The sequence below is a fragment of the Clostridium punense genome (assembly GCF_017874425.1).
In the GTDB taxonomy this organism is placed as follows: domain Bacteria; phylum Bacillota; class Clostridia; order Clostridiales; family Clostridiaceae; genus Clostridium_J; species Clostridium_J punense.
On record NZ_JAGGLL010000011.1, the window covers coordinates 1 to 23470 of the forward strand.

The 23470-nt window shown below is 31.5% G+C and carries 20 protein-coding genes; 18 read left to right on the top strand and 2 right to left on the bottom strand.

Features of this window, described 5'->3' with window-relative positions; all coding sequences use genetic code 11:
* Window positions 1-577 precede the first annotated feature (577 nt).
* Together J2Z44_RS08195 and J2Z44_RS08200 are read left to right on the top strand one after the other, a co-directional pair.
* Window positions 578-1000, top strand: coding sequence for a YaaR family protein (locus J2Z44_RS08195; RefSeq protein WP_021281323.1), 423 nt, complete (start codon window positions 578-580; stop codon window positions 998-1000).
* Between the two features lie 175 nt (window positions 1001-1175).
* Entirely contained in the window at window positions 1176-2462 is a 1287-nt protein-coding gene (locus J2Z44_RS08200) for a helix-turn-helix transcriptional regulator (protein ID WP_209649483.1), read from the top strand.
* 114 nt (window positions 2463-2576) lie between these two features.
* Here J2Z44_RS08200 and J2Z44_RS08205 read toward each other — a convergent pair whose 3' ends face one another.
* Both J2Z44_RS08205 and J2Z44_RS08210 read right to left on the bottom strand, forming a co-directional pair.
* A complete protein-coding gene (locus tag J2Z44_RS08205; RefSeq protein WP_021281326.1) occupies window positions 2577-4481 on the bottom strand; it encodes an NAD(+) synthase in 1905 nt (634 codons plus the stop codon).
* A gap of 1 nt (window position 4482) precedes the next feature.
* The gene (locus J2Z44_RS08210) at window positions 4483-5094 is read right to left on the bottom strand and encodes a flavin reductase family protein (protein ID WP_021281327.1); all 612 of its coding nucleotides are present in this window, start codon (window positions 5092-5094) and stop codon (window positions 4483-4485) included.
* A gap of 533 nt (window positions 5095-5627) precedes the next feature.
* Here J2Z44_RS08210 and J2Z44_RS08215 point away from each other — a divergent pair.
* The 16 genes from J2Z44_RS08215 (at window position 5628) to J2Z44_RS08290 (ending at window position 23455) form a co-directional block, all read left to right on the top strand.
* The gene (locus J2Z44_RS08215) at window positions 5628-6365 is read left to right on the top strand and encodes an AIR synthase related protein (RefSeq protein WP_021281328.1); all 738 of its coding nucleotides are present in this window, start codon (window positions 5628-5630) and stop codon (window positions 6363-6365) included.
* Between the two features lie 295 nt (window positions 6366-6660).
* Window positions 6661-7419 (top strand): ATP-binding protein, encoded by a 759-nt coding sequence (locus tag J2Z44_RS08220; protein ID WP_021281329.1) that lies wholly within the window; start codon window positions 6661-6663, stop codon window positions 7417-7419.
* Between the two features lie 705 nt (window positions 7420-8124).
* Window positions 8125-10290: a hypothetical protein gene (locus J2Z44_RS08225; RefSeq protein WP_021281330.1), complete on the top strand. Its 2166-nt coding sequence runs from the start codon at window positions 8125-8127 to the stop codon at window positions 10288-10290.
* 95 nt (window positions 10291-10385) lie between these two features.
* Window positions 10386-10811, top strand: coding sequence for a hypothetical protein (locus J2Z44_RS08230; RefSeq protein WP_021281331.1), 426 nt, complete (start codon window positions 10386-10388; stop codon window positions 10809-10811).
* Between the two features lie 153 nt (window positions 10812-10964).
* Window positions 10965-11390, top strand: coding sequence for a hypothetical protein (locus J2Z44_RS08235; RefSeq protein ID WP_021281333.1), 426 nt, complete (start codon window positions 10965-10967; stop codon window positions 11388-11390).
* A gap of 186 nt (window positions 11391-11576) precedes the next feature.
* Window positions 11577-12017 (top strand): DnaJ domain-containing protein, encoded by a 441-nt coding sequence (locus tag J2Z44_RS08240; RefSeq protein ID WP_021281334.1) that lies wholly within the window; start codon window positions 11577-11579, stop codon window positions 12015-12017.
* A 14-nt stretch (window positions 12018-12031) separates the two neighbouring features.
* Window positions 12032-12598 (top strand): FHA domain-containing protein, encoded by a 567-nt coding sequence (locus J2Z44_RS08245; protein ID WP_021281335.1) that lies wholly within the window; start codon window positions 12032-12034, stop codon window positions 12596-12598.
* Window positions 12599-12613: 15 nt separating this feature from the next.
* A complete protein-coding gene (locus J2Z44_RS08250) occupies window positions 12614-13114 on the top strand; it encodes an FHA domain-containing protein (protein ID WP_021281336.1) in 501 nt (166 codons plus the stop codon).
* A gap of 11 nt (window positions 13115-13125) precedes the next feature.
* Complete coding sequence (locus tag J2Z44_RS08255) at window positions 13126-13968, top strand: PP2C family protein-serine/threonine phosphatase (protein WP_021281337.1); 843 nt, start codon at window positions 13126-13128, stop codon at window positions 13966-13968.
* Between the two features lie 25 nt (window positions 13969-13993).
* A complete protein-coding gene (locus J2Z44_RS08260; RefSeq protein ID WP_021281338.1) occupies window positions 13994-15781 on the top strand; it encodes a PP2C family protein-serine/threonine phosphatase in 1788 nt (595 codons plus the stop codon).
* Window positions 15782-15790: 9 nt separating this feature from the next.
* Entirely contained in the window at window positions 15791-17071 is a 1281-nt protein-coding gene (locus tag J2Z44_RS08265; RefSeq protein WP_021281339.1) for a hypothetical protein, read from the top strand.
* A complete protein-coding gene (locus J2Z44_RS08270) occupies window positions 17068-17763 on the top strand; it encodes a hypothetical protein (RefSeq protein ID WP_021281340.1) in 696 nt (231 codons plus the stop codon). The genes J2Z44_RS08265 and J2Z44_RS08270 overlap by 4 nt, the downstream gene beginning before the upstream one ends.
* Window positions 17764-17784: 21 nt before the next feature.
* A complete protein-coding gene (locus tag J2Z44_RS08275) occupies window positions 17785-20409 on the top strand; it encodes an acetate and sugar kinases/Hsc70/actin family protein (RefSeq protein WP_021281341.1) in 2625 nt (874 codons plus the stop codon).
* A gap of 105 nt (window positions 20410-20514) precedes the next feature.
* Window positions 20515-21294, top strand: coding sequence for a hypothetical protein (locus J2Z44_RS08280; protein ID WP_021281342.1), 780 nt, complete (start codon window positions 20515-20517; stop codon window positions 21292-21294).
* A gap of 104 nt (window positions 21295-21398) precedes the next feature.
* Complete coding sequence (locus tag J2Z44_RS08285) at window positions 21399-22010, top strand: hypothetical protein (RefSeq protein WP_021281343.1); 612 nt, start codon at window positions 21399-21401, stop codon at window positions 22008-22010.
* A gap of 17 nt (window positions 22011-22027) precedes the next feature.
* Window positions 22028-23455 (top strand): contractile injection system protein, VgrG/Pvc8 family, encoded by a 1428-nt coding sequence (locus tag J2Z44_RS08290; RefSeq protein WP_021281344.1) that lies wholly within the window; start codon window positions 22028-22030, stop codon window positions 23453-23455.
* The last annotated feature ends 15 nt before the right edge of the window (window positions 23456-23470 follow it).

The following is a 23470-nucleotide window of genomic DNA, read 5'->3' on the forward strand; positions in this document are numbered from 1 at the left end:
TCCTTGTTTGCTTTCTTCCCATAATAATAACTCCTTTGATAAGTCTTAGAGTTATTATTGGGAAGATTAAGCTTGTTAATACTTTAAATTTCGGAGTGGTAAATCTATATATCATAGAAAGTATAAAATTAACATTGTACTCGTCTTCTATAGTATTATGAGAATTTAATAGATTTAATCTACAGTTTTGATCTTAATTTTAAGTTTATATATAATAAAAATACTTCATACATTAAGATAAAGTTAATCATTTTCGTACTTTAAAGAAAAATACTTTAACTTTTGATGTAACTAAGGCCTTCCAAAATGAGAATGTAGTTTATTCTTCTCCATAAAATTTTAGGGGAACTACCATAGAAGTAATCAATAAATTAAGTTTAAAATTTAACTCTATACATAGGTTGAATAAAATCCATAAATATAATTATAAACCTTATTTATTATCGGTGCAAATTTACTGGATTAAACTCAAAGAATTCATTATAATAATTATAGAGGGTAATGAGAGAATTTAAGGGATTTAAAATGCTTCACCATATATAATTAACTTATAGTGAAACTGAAAGGAGTTAGGTACATGGAAATATCAAAGATAAGAAGAAGCACTCCTGTGAAACAAGAAGGGATTTCTATAAGTAGCAAAAGTGATTTCTCTAAAAACTTTAACTTTGCACGTCAGCAAAAGTCAGAAGAAGAATTAAAGCAAATGTTTAAAGACATAAAAAACAAAGGAAATAGATTAGCAGTTTCTAAATGTTATGCAGATGTTAAGGCTTATAAAAGAGCTATAAAAGAATACTTAGAATCTATGCTAGCTTTTATGTATTCTGTAAAAAAAGACATAAGTTTTTGGCAAACTCAATATTATGTTACAGTTGAAACAGTTGATGAGAAACTAGAAGAGTTAACAGCTATGCTCCTTAGTGAGGAGAAAGAGAACCTAGATATTGCAGGAACTATTGATGAAATAACAGGTCTTATAGTAGATATATACAAATAGGCAAGTTTATCTATAGATTTAGCTTATAGCTTCATAGCTACTAACTTATCAAAGATTATAAAATCATAGGTTTAAAATTTTAAGAAACTCAGGGTAAAAGTGTGAGAGAATATGGGGCGTACTTCACGAAGAAAAGTGATAATATTTGAAAAATACTGTATAAAGGATGAGTTAGATGGAATTTTTACCACCAGGAAAAAGAATTAAGAAAATTAGAAAACAGCTTAAAATGAAACAAGATGATTTTCAAGATGAAAATATGACTAGAGGCTACTTTGGAATGATAGAGGTAGGTACTAGGAAGCTAAATAAGAAAACAGCAAGATTTATAGCACAAAAGTTGAATAAAAAAGCTGAGGAGTTAGGGGTAGAACTAAATATAGATGAGAACTACTTACTAATGTCTGAGGAAGATGAAGCAAGGAACTATTGTGAGGAGAAGTTAGAAAACAATCCTTCAGAAGGGGAAATTAGAGAAGTCATTTCGATTGGGGAAAAGTATTCTTTAAAGAAATCTAAGGCAGAGGCTTATAAAGCTCTAGGGGATATAAGATATAAAGAGCTTAAATTTGGAGAAGCATTTATTAGCTATAGTGAAGCCGCAGATGTATGTAAAGAAATAAATGAAAGTTTTCTTCAAGGTTATGTAAATAACAGACTTGGAATGTGCAAATACAATGAACTAGACTATGAAGAAGCTTTATTATATTATAATAGAGCAAGATTGACTGCAGCAGCTTCTAAGGATATTGAGGTTGAGACAAATGCAACCTTTAATATGGCTTTATGCTATTCAAGACTAGAAATGTCTGATGAGGCAATGGAAAGCATTGATTTATATCTTTCAAAAATTCAGGGACGAGAGGATTATAATGAAAAATATATTATAGCTAATATACTAAAAGCTAATTGTTTAGAATCTAAGGGGATGCTCCAAGAAGCTATAGAAATATTAGAAAATTTAGTTCAAGGCTTTGAAGGAATAAAAAAAATGGACGAGGCAGTTATTTATAACAATATAGGTGTGTTTTATCTAGAAAAGGATGAACTAGATGAGAGCCTTAAAGCTTTTAGTAAATCAGAGACCATAAGAATGGAATATGATGAAGAATACTTATCTCATACTATAATAGACAAGTCTAGAGTCTATATTAAGAGAGGCTTGTATACTGAGGCTATAATTCTCCTTAAATTAGGTGTTGATTTAGCAACTAGGTATAATGATAATAATTACTTACTAAGAGGATATTATTTACTTATAGATATTTATGAAAAACTAGATAAACATAAGGATGTTGAAGATATTTACTTTAAAATTTTAGGAATTGTTGAAAAAGTAAACAACTCCTGTGAAAAAATGAAGGTATACTTAAGTTTAACTGAATATTATATAAAGCAAAATAATATGGAAAAAGCTCTTAAGTATTTAGAAGAGTCTAAGAAGAATAATAGGTGTAGTTAAGTAATATAGAAGAATTAATGACCAATTAGAAAGAAACCTTAAGCTGGGAAATAAACTTTCAGCTTAAGGTTTTATATTTTTATATATCAAATTCAAACTTTTTAGATATACTGCTTAAATCCAGCCATTATAACTAGCATCTGAAGGCATTCTCAAGTCTCCTCTTGGAGATAAGCTTATAGTTCCAACCTTTGGGCCATCAGGAAGGCAAGAACGCTTAAATTGTTGAGTGAAGAACCGTCTTAAGAACATATTTAGCCATTTAGAAATTTCTTCTTCAGAGTAATAGTCCTTAAAGGCAGCCTTGGCTAAGAATAATATCTTTTCAGGAGTGGCTCCTTGTTTTATAAAGTAATATAAGAAGAAATCATGAAGTTCATAAGGACCCACTATGTCTTCTGTTTTTTGAGTTATTTCTCCATTTTTATCCTTAGGAAGAAGCTCAGGACTTACAGGAGTATCTAGGATATCAAGAAGAGTTTCTGACACTTTTCCGGAAAGCTGTTTTTCTGCTACGTATTTAACTAAATACCTTACAAGAGTTTTAGGAATAGAGCAGTTTACAGAATACATAGACATGTGATCTCCGTTATAGGTGCACCAACCTAAAGCAAGCTCAGATAAGTCGCCAGTACCAATTAGAAGGCCACCTTCTTTGTTAGCAAGATCCATAAGAATTTGGGTCCTTTCCCTTGCTTGAACATTTTCATAGGTGACATCATGAATTTCTGCTTTGTGGCCAATATCTTTAAAGTGTTGAAGTGAAGCTTCAACAATATTAATTTCTCTTAAATCCGTACCTAATTGATTACATAAATCTAAGGCATTGGTATAGGTTCTATCAGTAGTTCCAAACCCAGGCATGGTTATAGTTACAATATTCTTTCTTGGAAGTCCAAGAATATCAAAAGTTTTTACAACCACTAGAAGAGCTAAAGTAGAATCTAGTCCGCCAGAGATGCCAATTACTGCTTTCTTAGAGTTTGTATGGCAAAATCTCTTTGCAAGGGCAGAAGCTTGAATATTAAAAATTTCTTCACAGCGGACATCACGTTCATGCTCGTTGCTAGGAACAAAAGGATGTCTATCTATGTATCTATCAAAGGTGCTTATCTCTATATTATCAAAGGCAAAGTTAATATACTTTCCTTTAAAAGGACAAAAAGCTACACTATCTCTAAAACTTACATTCTTAAGTCTTTCAGCTTTAAGTTTATTTATATCAATAATTCCAGTGATAATTTCATTTTCCCTTTGGAATCTTTCATTTTCAGCAAGGGTAGACCCATTTTCAGAAATCATTAAGTGACCACTGAATAATAAGTCAGTGGTAGATTCAAAAACTCCAGCTGAGGAATATACATAAGCACTCATGCATCTAGCACTTTGATTTGAGATAAGGTTCTTTCTATAATCACTTTTGCTTACTAATTCATTTGAAGCAGAAAGGTTACAGATAATGTTAGCTCCAAGAATACTTAAATAACTACTTGGAGGAATGGTTACCCAAAGATCCTCACAAATTTCAAAGGCTATCTTAATATCACCACAGGTAAAAATTAAATTTGTTCCAAAGGGAATTTCCTTTTGAAAGGATAAATCAATAAGATCCGTATCCACATGCAAGCCACTGCTAAACCAACGCTTTTCATAAAACTCTGAGTAGTTTGGAAGATAGCTCTTAGGAACTATTCCAAGAATTTTTCCTTTGAAAATTATGTAAGCTGCATTATATAATAGATTATTGTGCTCAAAAGGAGCACCTACCGCTATTAATATATCCTTATCTTCAGAGTAATTACAAAGGTTTTCCAAGGCATTTTCACTTTTATCTAAAAGTCTTCTTTGAAGAAATAAGTCACTACAAGTATAAGAGGTTATTGAAAGTTCAGGAAAAACTATAACTTTACTCTCCTTAACTAAGCTGTCATCAATACATTTTTTTATGTTTTCTAAGTTGAAATCTACATCAGCCACTTTTGTTACCGGGCAAGCAGAGGCAACTTTAACAAAGTTCATTTTATTTCACACCTTTCACATTTTTATTCTTCTTTTTAGGAGAAGCTTTCTTTTTCATTACAGAGTAACCAAATTTCCCTAGAGGTTTATTGTTTAGAGAAAAATACTCGCCATGAGAATAAGAAATTAAATCTGCCTGCTCAAAATGTATTTTTCCTTTGTCATCAATTAAATCTTCATCTACATGGCAGCAAAGAACTTCAGCTAAAAATAAATCATGGCTTCCAAGGGGAGTTATGGATTTAACTTTGCATTCAAAGGCAATTGGACATTCTTTAATAATGGAAGAAGAAACTTCCTGTCCTGGTTCTAAAGTGAAGCCCATTTCTTTAATTTTATCTATTTGCTTTCCAGAACGCACACCACAGTAATCTACAGCTCTAACTAAGTTTTTTGAAGGTAAATTTACAATAAAGTTTTCGCTTTCTTTTATGTACTTATAAGAAAGTCTTTCTGGTCTTATGGCTACAGTGATCATAGGTGGTTTTGTACAAGCGGTTCCAATCCAGCCAACAGTAAATACATTATCTAATCCTTCTTTGCTCTTAGAAGTAATAAGCACCGCAGGAACGGGATTTAGCATTATGCTGCCCTTAAAGGTTGCTTTAGCCATTTTTATCACATCACTTTCTAATATTAGGATAAGGTATCTGAAAATAAATAAAAATTATGTTTATTCATTGTGATTTCATCTATGTATTATAACCTATATTGCATAGGTTTTCCATGTATAGTGAAATGTTAAACTAAGGGATGACTATATTATAAAAGTATTTATTAAAAGTTATTGATCTAGGTCAAAAGGTTCAAGAAGATAAGAAGTTAAAAATACAAGAATTTAAGAAGAAAAAAGGATAAGAACATAAGAAGAGAAGAAGACAACAATATAACGAGAAAAGAATATAAGAATATAAGAATATAAGAAGATATAGTGTTTATGCGGGTTTCAGCGATTGGAGAAAAAAATAGGGCTGAAAATAAGGTGTAAAATTAGGGGTATAGGATTGTTTTAAAAACAAATTAAAGTTGTGGAAAGGAGAACCTTTAAGAGGGCTATAATTTTAAATTTTATAAAATTCCGCTTATGATTTGGGGTTATAGGGTTTATAATTAGGTGAATAGTATTTTAAATTTGAGGTGTTAAGGATGAACATAAAAAAAGTAAGAGATTTAATTATTATTTCTATAGATGAAGAAAAAGCTATGGTAATTGCTTGTGATAGCTGTGGAAGTATTGGGAATAAGGAATATGATGCTTTAAAGGTTGAACCTTTTATTACTGGTAAGTATGGTGTAAGGGTTGGAATTTTAGAAGTTATGGCAGCTAATGCTCAAATAGTTACAGTTATAGATAATGTGTGTGCTGAAATGGAGCCAACGGGAAGAGAAATAATAAGAGGAATAGAAAGTGAACTTAGTAATGCAGGTCTAACTAATGTAGCTTTAGGGGGAAGCACTGAAGAGAATTTCCCAGCCTTTTCTACAGGCCTTGGAGTCACTGTCATTGGAATTGCAAATAAAAAAGATATTAAAGTTAACAGCATAGAAAAGAGTAGTGTAATTTATTCTATTGGTGTTCCTAAGGTAGGTAGTGAGTTGGACTACTATGATGATAAGGACATATTTCAGTATAACACCCTAAAGGAGTTATTATCTAAAGGTAGAGTTTATGAAATTGTACCAGTGGGGTCAAAGGGAATCTTGTATGAAGCACAGGAGCTAGCAAGAAGTAATAGTAGGATTTTCACCTTAGAGTGTGATTCCAATATTGATGTACATAGATCAGCAGGACCAGCAACTGTTGCCATAGTTTGTGTTGACGAAGCTATTGAGGAGGAGATAAAACATATTCCTAACAGCTATAAAATAGGAAGAATAAAATAGATTTCACAAAGTGGTATAAGCTCGTTTACCTTACAAGATGGTAATAGTAAAGGGCGTAGAGAGCTATGAGAAATACTAAATCTCATAAAAGTTCAGTACAATAAAAGGTGAGCTGTAAAGAAATTTGTATAGGTAACATAGGTTACATACACTTTTAATAAAAAAATATATAATTAGAATATAAAGAGTAATATTAATTATGTTCAGTAAGTTTTAATAAAAGTTTTAACTATATTGGTTTCTTAGTTAGTTTGGTTTTAGTTTATTAATTTTACTATATTGGGGGTAAAAATATATGAAAAGAAGAATTGTTGAAATAAATGCAGATAAATGCAATGGCTGTGGACTTTGTGTAACAGCTTGCCATGAAGGAGCTATCGAACTTATAGATGGAAAAGCAGTTTTAATAAGTGATATTTATTGTGATGGACTTGGGGATTGTCTTCCTAACTGCCCAACAAATGCAATTGAAATAATAGAAAGAGATGCAGAAGCTTATGATGATGATGCAGTAAAAATGAGAATCAGGGCTAAAAAGGCTATGGAAGCTCAAGGGGAAGAGGAACCACAGCAGGTTGAAAAAACATTGCCTTGTGGATGTCCTGGAACTATGGCTAAGACCATAGAAAAGAAGATAACCCTAACTCCTCAAATTCAAACTAAAGCGACAAATGAAGAAGGCTCTCCTTCTGAATTAATGCAATGGCCAGTGCAACTAAGGCTTGTACATCCAAATGCACCATATTTTAATAATGCTAATTTGTTAATTGCAGCAGATTGTACAGCTTATGCTTATGCAAATTTCCATAGAGATTTTATTAAAAGTCATATCACTGTAATTGGATGCCCAAAACTTGATGACAATGATTACTACAGACAAAAAATAGCTGAAATACTTATGAATAATAAAATAAAAAGTATTACAGTGGCAAGAATGGAAGTACCATGCTGCGGTGGAATTGTAAGTGCTGTTAAAACTGCAATGCTACAAGCAGGAGTAATAGTTCCTTATAGAGAAGTGACCATAGGAACCAATGGAGAAATTAAAGAATAAAAATTAATAGAGCATAATGCAACTGTAAAAAGGCAGGTAGATGTTTATAAACATCTACCTGCCTTTTTTTACTAGAATAGTAGGAATAACTTCTTAAATTTAAATTGCTAAAAATATAATATAAAAGGATTTAAGCATTTAAGTTCATGAAGAATGTTGTTTTAATACAAAATTATAATAAGGTGGAATATGAATAGGATTTAATTCAATATAAGTCAAATTTAATTAAAATTAAAACTAAAATAATGTAAATTATGTATTAATTAAAACAAGTAAGTGTTAATTTTATAATATAATACATGAGTAAGTAAATAAAATGTGACTAAAAGTGGAATATAAAATTATATGTTAATCGTGTAAAAAAATAATATCCATAAAAATGACGATAAATAGGGAAATAACAATAATATTGTTGAACATGTAAATTATGTTATTTAGATTTCGCGTATTTTAAATATCTATTAACTTATTGAGAAAATGTTGTATAAATACAAAATAACTTATAAAATTTATACATATAATGTAATTTTATATAAAAATATGTATAGATAATACATAATATGGAATAAAATGGTTATAATGCATTTAATGAACACTAGCATTAAAAACATAAATAAATTTGTAAGATGTTGCTGTGAATCCATAGGATTAAATTCCTAGTAAATATAATAAAACAACATATATTAGTTTAAAAGGGGTGGCAAGATGGACGTTATTCAACAAACAAATAGGACGATCCTATTTGAGGAAATAAATCCTCAAAAGTTAGATTTAATCACATTAATTGGGGACACCAAGGGGCTAAGTAGTTTAAATGATGACAAAATTAAGGAAATAAATGAGGCACTATTAGTTAGGAGCTTTGATGAATTTCTAGACAAATTTTCACCAGTTGTATATTCCTTTTATAATGCAACCAATCAAAAAGTTATGTACACATTAAACAAGCCAGAAAACCTTCCAGAGGGATATGTAACAGAAATACCCATAAACCAGTCCAATGACTTTCTAAAAATGTTATTTACTTTAATTGATACGAAAAGTGCCCAAGGAATTGCTAACGTAGATTTTAAGTTTGAAAAATTATTGGATATGATTTCTCCAAAAAAAGTAATGGATGATATTAGACAATCAAGAAAGGAAATCCAATATCTTTATTCAAAGTATGAAAATCTAGAGGAAGAAGATCCAAGTAAACTAGATTTAGGGGACAAGCTTAATTATATGTTTGAAGAAGCAAGTAGTAACTATAACAATATAATGGCTATGATTCCACTAGCTATTGAGGATATTAAAACAAGACTACTTCTAGGGCAAGAAGATAACAAAGCAGATAATGTAGAGCTTAAAATTGGAGCTTTAAGCATGGGTGAAAATGGAGAACTTAAAATTTTAGAAGCTCCTAAGAATGAAGAAACTTCTTTAGTAGTTTTAGATGATAATGCAAACTTAGGTTTAATAGAAGCTTTTGAAGAAGACTATGATGCAGTTAATGATGTTAAATCAGATTATGTGAAAAGTCTTGTGGTAAGAACCTTCTGCCCATTAGCATCAACTATGGAGAGTAGAATTGATGTAGAACTAGAAGTTGCAAATTATAATACGTATCTTGAGTTTTACAAAAGTGCTAAAGATGACTTTGTGAAAACAGTAAAACCTTTAGTTGAGAAGCTAGTAGGAGTAAAGATGTTCTTTGAACAATATAAAACTAAAAGTAAAGGAATGCAACCTTCATTACTAGTTACTAATACACCAGTAAATAGATTAATTAATTCAAATAACCTACCTAGACTTACTACCTACCTAAACACAGTTAATGATAAAAATGATTTTACTAATACAATTTGGTTTGGAATAGTTCCTTCTGTGGAATTAGAAGGGTATGGAAAGAGCAAGGTTAGAAGAGAAAGATTTAAAGGAAATACTCAATCAAATAAGGCAGAGGGAAATTCTATGGAGGATTTAGCACTGCTTTTAAATACAGTGAAAAATTACAGGATACAGGTATTCTTTAGTTTCCAAACAGGAGAAGATACAACCTTTAATCATGTAGCAACTGCAGGAATTGATAGATTTATGGAGAAATGCCTGCCATTAACTCGTAAAGATTACAGTGAGTTTGCAATACCTTGTGTACCAAACTTTACAATAATTCCAAAGGATAAGTCAGGAGTTGTATTAGACAATAAGATGATAATAACAGATGGTGGTACAGCTCAGTTATCAAAGGAAAAAGAAGATATAATGAAGCTTTGGATTGAGGGGGTATATATAGGAGGAGCCTATGTTGCAGCAGGAATTGTGGCTGCATACCAGTGTCCAGAATTCCTAAGAGAAGCCTATAAAAATACATCCTATGAATACCCAGGGGTAAGGTTTGACATTGAATCAGGAGACAACTCTTTAAGGGTAACTACTACCTTAGCAAAAGAGATATCAGGGTTTACCAATGAAATAAAGAGTTCAATAAATAGGAAAAACTTTGGTTTTGTGTTTTCTTCAGACAATGCACAAGTACAAGGAAAAGATATAAAACAAATAACTGTTTACAAATCAAGAAGTTTACTTACAACAGGTACTGATTATGAATCTATGTATAAAACCTTAGTTACCACTTATATAGAAAGAATGCTAAGATTCCATACTAATGATTTTAAACAAGATAACATTGTGAAGTTCTTTAGTAATAACCCAAATAGCATGAAGAGCAAGTGGTTAGCAAATAAAGGACATATAAATTCTATTATTCAAGAGGGCGACGATATTAGCTTCTCTATGGATGAAACTAGTGGTACATGCAATATTAACATTGTATTTAATGGAAATGTTAAGAATTTAGAAGTTGAGATAACTAGAAGCGTAGCAAGTTAGCAGGTAATCACTAAAAATTAATTTAGTTAATTAGTGATAGCAGCTTTTGCTGCTATCACAAATTATAAATATCAATATAAAGGGAGGAAAAGAGTATGGGATTTAAATTAAAAGTTGAAGGTGCAGAAGCTATTGACTTAGGCATTGAAAACATCCTTACAGTAGAATTTAAAACTGATACACCAGACGATTCAAATGCACGTTCTACTGACCTTGGGACAACTTTAGTTGTTAAGGGGAAAATATTAACACCAGTGGATGGTGAGGCTGCTGACAGCACAATGAAGTTAGCACAATGGTCACTTGTTCCAGCTGAAAAAGCAGATTGTTATAGAAATGTAACAGTAGATGTTATTTCAGCATCACAAGTAGTAAGACAAATTAACCTACCAAATGCTTTTGTTGTAAATTACATTGAAAGCTATGGGGATGAAGAAGGGGTAGGAACTTTCAGTCTTTACCTAAAACAAAAGAAAGACAAAACTGCTATGGTTAAGTTCCAAGGCGGATTTGGAGAATAATAAACAAGAAGAGGAAATGTTATGTACGACATAGTTAAATATGGTTCTGTAGCAGTATGTGCTTTGGTATTAATTTATGCCTTTGCTAGTTCTGCAAAAAAGAAAAAGAACAAATAAGAAAGAAATTTAAAATTAATAAAGGGGAGTGAAAAAATGGGATTTAAAGTTACTATTGAAGGCGCAGAAAAAATTGAACTTGGTATTGAAAGTGTAAGAAAAGTGGTTTTAAAGACTGATACACCAGAAGATTCAAATGCACGTTCTAAAGATGTTGGAAGCACTATGGTTATTAGTGGAAAAATACTAACTGCTTTAGATGGAGAAGAATTTGATGGAACAAGACAAATGGGAGTTTGGTCTTTAATTCCAGCAGAAAAAGCAGATTGCTATAGAAAGGTAACTGTAGAGGTACTTTCAGCAGATCAAATAATTAGAAAAATATTCTTCCCAAATGCTTTTGTAGTTGATTACAAAGAGCATTATGGAGATACAGAAGGCGTTGGTACTTTTGAGCTTGTAGTTAAGCAAAAGAAAGACAAGCTAGATCAAGTAAAAATTGAGGGCGGATATAGCGCTTAATTAAATTAATTATAGGAGAGTTTCTCTCCTATAATTTCTCATACAGGCTTAATTTAAAGAGTCTAGAGAAAAGTTCTAGCATCATAGGAAAAGCTTTAGTTGGAAAGTTAACTTTTATAATATAGAAACCTAATTTGAAGTCATTAGGGCTTACTGATAAAAAGCCCAAATTTAAAGAGGTAGACTATGAAAAATTATTATGAAATATTAGAGGTATCAAAGGATGCCACTCGGGAGGAAATAAAAAAGGCCTTTCGAAAACTTGCTAAAAAGTATCATCCAGATACCAATGTTAATGATGCTACTTTAACAGAAAAGTTTCATGAGATAAATGAAGCATATAATGTGCTAAGTGATGAAAAATTAAGAAATGAATATGATGATAAACTCGTAAATAAAGGATCTAAAAGGGAAGACCAAAAGAGCAAAAGGGGTAATGGTAATCAAGGGGCTAAGGCTACAGATATAAAAAGTGCCATGGAAAACTTAAATGCCCAATTTGAAAATTTCTTTGGTTTTAATGCCAATAGTAGTGAAGTAAAGGAAGACTTTTTAAATAAAGACCAAAAAAATCCTTTAGATACATCACAGATTTTTAACAGTTTTTTCAGTACTAAAAAAAAGTAATGGAGTGAGTTACTTTGGAAGATTTAAATTTAAAAAAGAAGACTAGGGAAAATGGATTATATGCAGGAATAGAGTTAATCAATTTGTGCATAGGAATTATTCTAACTTTAATATGTATTTTAATTTATATAACTATTGATTCAGTATTAATTAGAAGCTTATTAATAATAGCTTTTATTGCTTTTGCAGCAGTAGTATTTTATCTGCTATTTAAAAGCACTCATAAACAAATGGTTTATTCTCCTGAGAGGATAAAAAATATAGCTTTAGTAAATGAAGATAATGAAATTATAAAACAATGGGAAGTTAACGATAAAGTCTCAGTGCTTATTGGGAAAAAACAAGCAAATAGTGATATTGATTTAAGTTCTTCTATATATTCAAATTTTATAGAAGAGGAACATGCAGTGTTAAATTATGCTGGAGGACAATGGTATGTGGAAGATTTATCCCTTAATAATGGAGTCACCATACAAAAAAAAGAGGATGGAATCCAATATAGGGTAGTTAAACACAGTCCCTGCAAAGTTAAAAAGGGAGACATATTATTTATTTCAAAAGCAAAGCTTTTACTTAGATGAAATGGAGTGAGATAAATGAGCCTTATTAGATGTCAAAATGGACATATGTTTAGTGAAAGACGCTATGGAACAATATGCCCATATTGCAATATTGAAACTGCAACAAAGGAAAATAACATACCACAACCAGACCCTCTAGAAGTAGAAACGGATCTTTTATATCAGGAAATTAATCCAGTTTGTGGTTGGCTTGTATGTATTGAAGGTGCTAGGGTAGGAAAGGACTACAAAATTAAAGCTGGAAAAAACTTCATAGGAAGAGCGGAGGACATGGATATACAAATACTAGGGGACAATGGGGTATCAAAAAGAAACCACGCAATTATAGTTTATGATCCAAAAAAGAAAAACAGTGTACTACTTCCAGGTGATTCCTCAGGAATTGCATACTTAAATGGGGAAGCGGCGTACATGCCTACAGAGTTATCGCCCTATGATGTTATTGAACTTGGGAAAAGTAAATTTTTATTTGTAGCCTTTTGTGGAGAACACTTTGAGTGGGAAGATAATGGTTAGGAGAAAAGGCTATGGTAGATATAATAATTAGAAATAACTATTTAGTTTTAGTATCATTAATAGCTTTATTAATAATTTTGCTTTTAGTTAAAAGTATCCTTATTAAAGCATTAAATAAAGAAAGTTTACAAATTCAAACATCATCTACCATTGGTAAAGAAGAAATTCAAGAAAACTGCTTAGATGTTATAAGAGGAGAGTTAGGTACTTTAGCAGTGTTAGGGGATGGTCTTGGAAAAAATGAAGCAGGAAGAATCTCCAGCATCATTAGCGTTAGAACTATAGGTAAGAACTTTTTAAAACTAGAGACTATGGATAAATTAGAATACTTCTTTAAAAGAGCTTTCAACGAAGCAAATAGAGAAATTTTAAAAAGAGTAGAGAACAACCAAGGCGGTACTAGCATTGCAGCTGCAATTATAAAGGATAATCTTTTATATTATGCTCTAGTTGGCAATATCAGTATAGCAGTGTTTAGGCAAGGGGAACTGTTTAAATTAACAGAAGGCCACACCATTAATGTGTTAGCAAAAAATAAATTTTATGAAGGAAAAATAAGCAAAGAAAGTGCATTACAAGTAATAAAAGAGAAAAAACTTTTATATTACTTAGGCCAAGAGGAGTTTGAAAATATGGAGATGTTTGAAACTCCTGTAAGGTTGCAAAAGGGCGATATAGTGGTGTTAATGAATAAGGGGATTTATGAGGGAGTAACTTGGACTCAACTTGAAAATATTATTGGTGGAAACAAAAAAGATTTATCATTAGCAGCCGCTAAAGTAATTCAAAGTATTAGGAGAAAGAAAAACCAATATTGTAATAATGGAAGTATCATACTGATGAAATATGTGTAATTAAATAAGTTTAGGGCGTGAAGAAATGAGAAAATTGAATTCAAAATTTAAAACCAATTTTATATCAGAACCTGGTACCTTTCTACAGAACAAGGATTACTTTGGGTATGTGGAACTTGATGACTTTGCTTGTTATGTTATAGCAGATGGCATAGATGATGCCTTAGAGATGGAAAGTGCCCAAATAGCTGTAGCAAGCATTATAAGAAATTTTACAGAAAAGCCTTCTATGAATAGAAGGTATATGAAAAAAATCCTGGATAAGGCCAATGAAGAGCTAATAATGCAAAGTAGAGAAGTGAGATTAAAGGCTTCTCTCACAGTGGTTATCACTAACTACAATAAAATTAGATATGCAACCATAGGAAACACTAGATTTTACTTATTTAGAGCAGGGTTTTTAAGACACAAAAGTGAAGACCAATCTGTAACTAGTATTTTATCCCAGGAAGAAGATATTTCACTGGATAAAATATCAAAGCATAGTGAAAGAAATAATTTATATTGCTATTTAGGACAAAATAAATTAAATAATCCTTACATATCAAAAAAGTTAAAGTTAATTGATGGGGATATTATTGCACTATCAACTAGAGGCTTATGGGAAAATGTAGATGAGCAAGAATTTACTGATGCCATAGATGGAGCAAAGGATCCTAAAGAATTAACGGATAATATTGAAGATATGCTGCTTTCAAAGCAGCTTGATACTATAGAAAACTATACCTTAGTAGCAACTTATGTGGACAAGGTGTATATAGAGCCTAATAAAAAGGCTTGGATAAAAAAAGCTATAATTGCAGCTATACCAATTTTGATAGTTTTAATTATTGGGTTAGTTATATGGAACATAAATAGGCATAAAAAGATAGATAATATAGAACTTATGAATAATCACAAAGTCAATGCAGCTGAATATGTGGAAAATGGGAATATTACAAAAGCTAGTGAGGAATATAAGTTAGCTTTAGATATTGCTAATAAATATAAACTAAAGAAGGATAAAGAGAAACTTGATAGTTGGCATAAGCATATTGAGCTTATTTTAGATGCTGACGGCAAGCTAAAGGAAAAGAAGTATGAAGAGGCTTTAGAAAAGTATTTAACTGCCATGGATAAATCTAATAAGGTAGATAATGTGGCAGAAAAATATGTATTGCAAAAGCTTGAGGTTACAAGAAATTCAATCAAGGTTATGGATTATATGAACCTGGGGGATAAAAGCCTTGAAGCAGGAAATTTAGTAGATGCAGAAGCTGCATACAAACAGGCAAAGAACTTAGCAACGGATTATTACCTTAATGACGAGAGAAAAGAGGCAGTTGAAAGATTAGAAAAAATCTATGCCCAAAAGGCAGAAGGAGAAAAAGACGCTAAGGATAAGGCTGAAAAAGAAAAGAAGGAAGAGGAAGATAAAAAGAAGGAGAACCTAGCTAAGGAAGACAAGGCTGTGGAGCATATAAAAAAGGGAGACATAAGCTACAGTACAGGGGATTATATTAGTGCAAAAATGTATTACATTATGGCTAAACAAGTTTATAAAGAAGCAGGTTCTAGTGAAGTTATTGCCAAGGATTTAGAAGCAAAAATACAATTGATGGATAAAAAAATCAGTGAATCTTCAAGCAAAAGAGCCAAAGCTGATAGGTACGAAAAGGACGGAGATGAAAAATATATTAAAGAAGAATATAGTGCAGCAAAGGTATTGTACCAATTAGCAAAAGATATATATGAAAGTGAAGGAATGACAGAAGAAGGAAGAAAGGTTCAAGAAAAGCTACAAGCAGCAGAAAGAGCTATGGCTAAAAGCTAGGGTGATAATATGGAAGAGGAAATCTATAAAAAATTAAATAGTATACAAGATTTAAAGGATAGGGCTCTCCTTAAAAAGGTCTTAGGTAGTGTGTTTACTTCCCTTCAGCAATATGGAGAAGACAGGTATAACCAACTAGAACACAGGGTTTTTAATGAATGTGAATACTGTGAGGAAGATTACAATTTATTTTGCACCATAGTAAACAAGGAAGAAATAGACCCTACTGACGAGTTCTTATATCCAATGATTCAGGAGGATTTGAGGGATAAAATATATGATGCTAGTGAAATCATTGATAGCATAAAAAATAAGGAAGAAATTAATATTTTCAAAGTATTTTTAAAGTGCAATTATCCGACATTTAGGGACATAATTTCCCAGGAAATTGTTTTTAACGGCACCATTGAAACCCAAGGAAGAACCTATGAGGGAAGATTTATTTTAAGAGAAAATAAAGAATATTGGAATTTAGTGGAGACGCTGTACAAAGGGTTCATAGATAACAATGTACCTTGGACCACAATAAACAATCCCTATATTTCAAAGATGGCAGATGTGGTTCTGGTAAGCTGTGAGGAGGCCATAGAAAAGGAAAAGACAATAACTAAAATATCTGTAGATTTTGGAGAATACGCCAAATTTATTAACTATAATATGGTTCCTCTATGGAATGTGAGGGCGTTAAGACTAAAAAGCATTGGGTTTCCAATGCCCTGTGAGGATAAAATTAACTATGAACATACAATTATGCTAAAGGAAGAGTACAAAGATCATAGCTATATTGTAGAGTATAAAAATTACAATATAGACAACATAATTAGAAGAAAAGATTCCTTAGTAATATGCTGCCCAAGTGAAGAAACACAGCTATGGGATGTATGGCAAATAAGATCAAGGCCTAAAACCACCTTTGAAAAATATAGTGAACCCTTAATTTCTAATAGTAGGGGTACTAGCTTCACTCATAGGTTTATAACAAAAAATGCACGAGTAATAAAAACAAAGGGAGAAATTATAAGAATTATAAACTCCTTTGAGGCTTCTAGTATTGTTGAGTTTCAGTATTTAACTCTAGAACAGGAAAAGGATAACAGAACTTGTGACACCTATGAACTAAATTATTTTATCCAGGATGAAATAAGAGAAGAGGAAATAAAAAAGCATATGATCCTATATTTTAAGCAAAAGGATAGAAATAATTATTTGATTTACGATATTTTAAGCTTTTTGGTATCAGAAATTCAATTACACTATCCAGAATATAAATGTGAAGGTAGATTAATATGAATTATATATGGGATGTACTGTTAAAAGCCTACAATGAAGGCATACCAAGAGAAAACATAAAGTTTTTGCCAGCAGCTGTGTATAGCCCTTATATGGAAATAGCATTTACAGATGTTAATACAAATTCTCTATTAGAAGAAACCGCCATTGAAATAAATCCCTACTACAGATTCTATGAGATTTTTAAGGATTTATTTCATGTGGACTTAGAAGAAAGCAAAGAACTAAGAGAAGTGCTTTTTGATATAGTAATTCATTACCTAGGTGAATTAGATTTAAAACAGGGATTAACTAAACAGGAGTTTTATAAAAGGTTCATAATGACAGATATTATGAAGGGTTTATATGGGGAAAAGTTGCGAGAGACTGCTGAGGATTTAAATTCTTATGAAGTGAACTCCTTGCTTAATTCTATGATAACCCTATATTCCACAGGAACCTCTTTACATTTATTTAAGAAAATAACAAGAACCATGTTTAAAAATAGCATTATTTATGTAAGTCAAGATAACCCTAAGGAGCTATTAATATATTTAGGTGAATATATTAATGAAAAATCCAAGAAGAAAATAGACATGATAATTAACTTATTCCTACCTATTAATATGAAGGTAGATTTGTATTGGGAAAAACACTTTGGAATTCTTGGGGTAGAAGAAACTATGAAAATTAATGAAATAGTAATAAATTAGTAGAAAGTTAAGGATGATAGAATGAGCACATATTCATACAGGCTTTTGAAAGATAATAAAAATGGAGAAGTTACAAGAAGAACTTATAAGGAAAGAGAACTAAGGGTAATGACTACCTTTCAGCTAAGGGAAATATGTAATAGGGAAAAAATTGTTAAAAGCATTATTAATCCTTTGGATAAAGAAGAATTAATAAGGCTTATTATGAGATATAGAGGAGAAGAAGAAAGTCTTTTTATAAGGGAATATGCAGAAGGTGGAATAGATAGAGTTGAAAGTTTTCTAAAAAAGGTAGATAGGATAGAAGTTTTTGGGGAACCCCTACAATATCCAACCAAAATCACAGCTTATGAAGATGTGAATATGGAGATTTTTGATAATTACCTCTTGAGTAGTAATAAAGAATTAAAAGAAGGAAACTTGCTACTAGTAGACAGCAATTTTCACCTTTGTGGAATCTTTAATGTGATAAAAGATAACTTAGAAGGAAAAGAAAAGTTTTATATTACAAGAAGCTCTTCTATTCCTCTAAAGGAAACTAAAAATAAGCACTATAACTTATTATACCTAGAGGAAAAGGATTCAGAAAATATTTATCACATTTACTATAATGAAGAAGATTTAATACCAAGTAATATAAAGTTTCATTCTTTGCCCCTTCTACAGTTTGAAGTAAGGAAAATTGAAGATACCACTCTTCCCTTAGCCATTGATTTTGGAACCTCTAACACCACTGCTGGAATTTATTCAAGTAGTGAGGCAGCTTATGGGTTAATGGGTAGTATCAATGAAGCTTCAAAAGAAATTCAGTTTGTAAAGGTGGTGGACTCAACCCAAAAACAACTGGAAGTCACCCCTTTAATTCCAAGTGTGGTAGGAGTTAAAGCCGTAGAAAATGAAAAGGTGAAGTACTATTTTGGGTATGAAGCCATAAAAATATCTCAAAAGTCCTATATAGATGATGGATTAACAGTTTTTTATGACATCAAAAGATGGATAAATGACTTTGAGAGAATGGAAATAATTACAGACAGCACAGGGAAACGAGCATTTATTCAAAGAAAAGAAGTAATAAAAGCTTATTTAGAATATGTGATAAACCTGGCAAAGCAAAGATTTAAATACAACTTTAAATATATACACATCTCTGCCCCTGCAAAGCAAAAATACAAGTTTAACATGCTTTTTAAAGAAATACTAAAAGATTATGAAATTGAAAGTGAAAATACCCTAGAAGAAGGGGCAGCAGTGTTATTTAACACCATATCAGAACTTATTGAAAACAATAAGTATTCAGAGGGAGAAAGATATAAAGCTTTAATAATTGATTGTGGCGGTGGCACCACAGATTTATCCTCCTGTGAGTTTAGCATACACAACAATAGAGTATCCTATCAAATAAACATTGAAACTGCCTATGAAAATGGGGATACAGACTTTGGAGGAAATAATCTTACTTATAAAATACTGCAATTTATAAAGGTTTTAATGGCAGAAAAACTTACAAAGGGCACCCTAGAAGCTAGGGCTTCTATCTTAGAAGGTTTTGATATAGATATATTCAGAGCAGTAGACGAAAATGGAGTTTTGCCTCTTTATCATAGGTTAAATGAAGAATACCTTAAGGCAGAAACAGTAATTCCAACAAGATTTAAAGAGTATGAAAACAGAAGCACGGAAGATTATTATAAGGTAAAAAGTAATTACTACCTACTCTTTGATATAGCTGAAAGGGTAAAAAAGGAGTTTTTTGATAATCCAAGTTTATTAAGGGTATTTTTAACCAGTGAGGACAGAAAATTATCAGAAGAAACCACTACCATTACCTATGATAAATGGAAGCTGTATTCTTTGAAAAATAGTATTTTGGAAGTTCCTAAGGAAGGTCCAGAAATAAATTTAAGTGTTTTTGAAATTAATACCTTATTTAAAGCTGATATATATAGCATCATAAAGAGGTTTTTAGAAAAATTAGATAGGGAAAGAAGACTCTTTGATTTTTCTATAATTAAGCTTACAGGACAGTCTTGTAAGGTAGAGATTTTTAAGGAAGCCTTAAAAGAATTTATTCCTGGAAGATTTATTCAAGCTAAAAGAAATAAGAAAAATACTAAGGGAGATTATGACTTAAAGCTTGCCTGCCTTAAAGGATCCTTGAAGTATTTGCAGGGGAAAAAGTTTGGTTACACTAAGGTTACTTTAAACACAAAAAAACCTACCTTACCTTATGTGATAACTGCTTTTACCCATAGAGGAGAAGAAAAGGTATTAATCCATGGAACTGAAAGAGGAAGAAATAAGGGAACCATCTCTAGGTTTATGGAAAGGATAGTTTTAAAGCTATATCTTAAGGATAACAATGGACTCATTAGGCATGAGTATGATTATAACGTAAATATTGAGGACTTTAAACCTGTTACGGCAGAAGAAATACTAAGAAAGTATGGACATGCTATAAGTCAGCAGGAAACAGACACTATTGTCAACGATGAGGTTAAATTCTTCCTATGGTCAGTACAGGAGGAATGGGGTTTTTCACTAGTACCAGTGTTAAGGCAGGAAGAAGGACTATTTATTGGAAAAGAGGGATTTTTCTCCTTTGAGAATGATCAATGGGAAAAGAACTTTTTCGACGGATTAAAATAAGGCAGCTGAAAATAAATAACAAGTGAAAGCTAGGAAGGATATTTCCAGTTACACAAGGATACTGATTTGTTTTTCAACATGCCTAAAGGGGAAGGAGGAGATAAGTTGTTTTTAAATACTTATCCATTATTTAACCATGGTAGAATACTAAAACTTGAGATGCTAGAACAACTTAGAGATTTCCCAAGGGATTTATTCAATATATACAGCCTTCAGTATTCCAATGGAGTAATAAGTGGCTGTGATATAGGGGTGAAAGGGGAGTATATAGTTGTTACTAAAGGCATAATTAAGTATGAAAATGTGCTTTATGTATTAAAAGAAGACTATATGATTCCCTACAGATACACAAACAGTCTAGCCTTACTAAAATTAAGGTTTCTAGGAGAAACCAAAAACAGTGATTTTATAAGGTATACTACTGAAATATTTATTGATGATAATTTAGACCTTAATGAGGATGAAATGGAACTTTGCAGATTTAAAGTAAAAGAAGGTGCCATATTAAGGATAGACTATGTAGACTTTGAGGACATGTCAACAGAATATGACACTGTTAACCTCATTAACTGTCCCTATGCTGGAAGTGGAAAAAGCACCTTATCCCCCCGCATATTAAAAGCCTTTGCTAAAGAAGCTTTTAAGTATGAATTAAGTAATAGCTTAGATATAAGTTTTTCTATGATGTGTCTGCAAGAGGGACGTGCTATTGAAAGGGATTTAATAACAAGCTACATTTCCTCAAGACTAAAAATTAGTAATAGGGATTATTCAAATAGTGAGATTTATGAGTACTTAGTAAGAATTTTAAATCACATTAAACAGGGGAGAGAAACATTTGGAGGCTATGGAAGTATTGAGTATAAGAGAATATTAGTGGATTAGATGGGATTTATGAGAGGGTAGATAAAGATAAGACATTTGCAGAAGAGTAGACTTAATATGATTCTTGCAGGTGTCTTAATTAATAATATGAGGAGTGACGGAATATGTCTATAGATGAGAAAATTGCCCAACTGGAAATGGCAAAAAAGGTACTAGAAAAAGAAAAAAGAGAGGCAGCATTAAAAAAAGAAGACCTTACAGATGGGGAACATCAGTTAGAAGAGCAAAGGCAAATTAAAGAAGCCATAGAAAATGGATACTTAGAAATGTACGGGAAAAAACTCAAATTTTCAAGAAGAAAATTACTTGGAGAAAATATTGAAATGCCTGTAATAGAAGACTATTTCAAGTTAATAGCTGATACTGAAGAAAACTTTATCCAGAGCCAGGAAGAAGAAGGAGTTTCAGTTATGATTAATGCTTTGCCTTCAGATGGTCCAATGAATTCTAAAGATTTTAAAAAGGGAATGGAAGATAATTTTAAAACTATGGGTCTTTATGTTGAGTGGGTAAGGGAAGATGAGGTGAAGTTAAAAAATAATAGTATAAAATACTTTACATTTACAACACCTACAGCCTTAGGCACTGTTTATAATATGATTTTCTTCTATAAGAAGAAAAATAAAATTATTGTAGGAAACTTTAATTTCCCCAATAAGGATATTTCCATATGGGAGAAAATATTCACCGGAATGATAGAACTTATAAGTATATAAATTTAAGGAGGGATTGTATGTCTATGAATGTTATAGCTTACGACAATCTTAGAATAAGCACTTTTGATCTTGAATATCTAAAAGAGTTAAAAATAACTAATGAAATTAATAACCATGCAACTTTGGAGTTAATAGGAATATTACCATCAGATAAAGGAGAAGAAGACTTATATTCTACGGAAGAGGAAACTCCAATAGATGTATATTATATTGACAATGGAGAGAAAAAATCAATTTTTAATGGGGTAATTTCTAAGGTTAAAGTCACAGTAACTAAAGAAGTATATTACCTTTATGTTAAAGCATATAGCAACACTTATTTAATGGATATTACAAAAAGAAGCGGTTCTTTCCAAAATATCAAGATGAGCTCCCATGAGCTCATCAATAAAGTCATGTCTAGGTATAGTAAATCAGATGTAATAATAAACATTCCCAATAAGCCTATAGGAGAATTAGTTGTACAGTACAATGAGACAGATTGGGAATTTTTAAAAAGGTTTGTATCAAGATATAATGCTGGAATACTTCCGGAAATTCATGTTCCTAATACTAAATGTTACATTGGGGCAGAAAAGAACTCCAAGGAAGAGAAGGTTGATGTTCAAAGTTATACAGTTTATAAACAGTTAGATGTATTTAACCTTATGAAGAAAAACTATCTTAGTGATGCAGTGGAATCAGATTATGTAATTTATGAAATACAAACTCCAAACATTTTGAAGTTAGGAAGTAGAGTTAACTTTAAAAATTCAGTTTTTTATGTTGGAGCTTGCAATGAGGAATTAATTAATGGGGTTCTTTGCAACACCTATAAAGCTCAAAAACTAAATGGATTAAGACAGAAGCAGCTTTTCAATATGGAAATCGTTGGAGCATCTCTTGATGGCCAAGTTATAGATGTAAAAAGAGATAAATTAAAAATAAAACTAGACATAGATGAGAATCAGAGCAAAGAAAGCGCTTACTGGTTCCCTTACTCTACCATGTCTGCTTCCCCTGATGGTAGTGGATGGTATTGTATGCCAGAAATAAATGACACCGTTAGGGTTTATTTACCTACTAAAAATGAGAAGGAAGCCTTTGCTATAAGCTCAGTAAGTAATTACGATGGGGCAGGGGGAAGCGATAGGATGGAAGACCCTAGTAATAAGTATATTAGAACAAAAGATGATAAAGAAATGAGGTTTACTCCTCAGGGAATTGAGATAAATTCTAATAGTGGTCAAGCTGTTGTTAAGTTAAATGAAGATGGATCTATAAGCATCATTGGGAGAAATACTGTGAACATCACAGCGCAAGAAACAATAAATATAAGAGCAGAAAAAACTCTTACTGTTACAGCAAAGGAAAGTGTAGCCTTAAGTTGTGATAAAGGGGGAAGCATCACCTTAGCTGAGTCAGGAGACATTTTACTAAAAGGAACTGAGGTTAAAAACAATTAAAAGGAGGCTGTAATA

Excerpts from the sequence above, each read along its gene's own strand:
- J2Z44_RS08195 (WP_021281323.1), top strand. The coding sequence starts at position 578 with ATGGAAATATCAAAGATAAGAAGAAGCACTCCTGTGAAACAAGAAGGG.
- J2Z44_RS08200 (WP_209649483.1), top strand. The coding sequence starts at position 1,176 with ATGGAATTTTTACCACCAGGAAAAAGAATTAAGAAAATTAGAAAACAG.
- J2Z44_RS08205 (WP_021281326.1), bottom strand. The coding sequence starts at position 4,481 with ATGAACTTTGTTAAAGTTGCCTCTGCTTGCCCGGTAACAAAAGTGGCT.
- J2Z44_RS08210 (WP_021281327.1), bottom strand. The coding sequence starts at position 5,094 with ATGGCTAAAGCAACCTTTAAGGGCAGCATAATGCTAAATCCCGTTCCT.
- J2Z44_RS08215 (WP_021281328.1), top strand. The coding sequence starts at position 5,628 with ATGAACATAAAAAAAGTAAGAGATTTAATTATTATTTCTATAGATGAA.
- J2Z44_RS08220 (WP_021281329.1), top strand. The coding sequence starts at position 6,661 with ATGAAAAGAAGAATTGTTGAAATAAATGCAGATAAATGCAATGGCTGT.
- J2Z44_RS08225 (WP_021281330.1), top strand. The coding sequence starts at position 8,125 with ATGGACGTTATTCAACAAACAAATAGGACGATCCTATTTGAGGAAATA.
- J2Z44_RS08230 (WP_021281331.1), top strand. The coding sequence starts at position 10,386 with ATGGGATTTAAATTAAAAGTTGAAGGTGCAGAAGCTATTGACTTAGGC.
- J2Z44_RS08235 (WP_021281333.1), top strand. The coding sequence starts at position 10,965 with ATGGGATTTAAAGTTACTATTGAAGGCGCAGAAAAAATTGAACTTGGT.
- J2Z44_RS08240 (WP_021281334.1), top strand. The coding sequence starts at position 11,577 with ATGAAAAATTATTATGAAATATTAGAGGTATCAAAGGATGCCACTCGG.
- J2Z44_RS08250 (WP_021281336.1), top strand. The coding sequence starts at position 12,614 with ATGAGCCTTATTAGATGTCAAAATGGACATATGTTTAGTGAAAGACGC.
- J2Z44_RS08255 (WP_021281337.1), top strand. The coding sequence starts at position 13,126 with ATGGTAGATATAATAATTAGAAATAACTATTTAGTTTTAGTATCATTA.
- J2Z44_RS08260 (WP_021281338.1), top strand. The coding sequence starts at position 13,994 with ATGAGAAAATTGAATTCAAAATTTAAAACCAATTTTATATCAGAACCT.
- J2Z44_RS08265 (WP_021281339.1), top strand. The coding sequence starts at position 15,791 with ATGGAAGAGGAAATCTATAAAAAATTAAATAGTATACAAGATTTAAAG.
- J2Z44_RS08270 (WP_021281340.1), top strand. The coding sequence starts at position 17,068 with ATGAATTATATATGGGATGTACTGTTAAAAGCCTACAATGAAGGCATA.
- J2Z44_RS08275 (WP_021281341.1), top strand. The coding sequence starts at position 17,785 with ATGAGCACATATTCATACAGGCTTTTGAAAGATAATAAAAATGGAGAA.
- J2Z44_RS08285 (WP_021281343.1), top strand. The coding sequence starts at position 21,399 with ATGTCTATAGATGAGAAAATTGCCCAACTGGAAATGGCAAAAAAGGTA.
- J2Z44_RS08290 (WP_021281344.1), top strand. The coding sequence starts at position 22,028 with ATGTCTATGAATGTTATAGCTTACGACAATCTTAGAATAAGCACTTTT.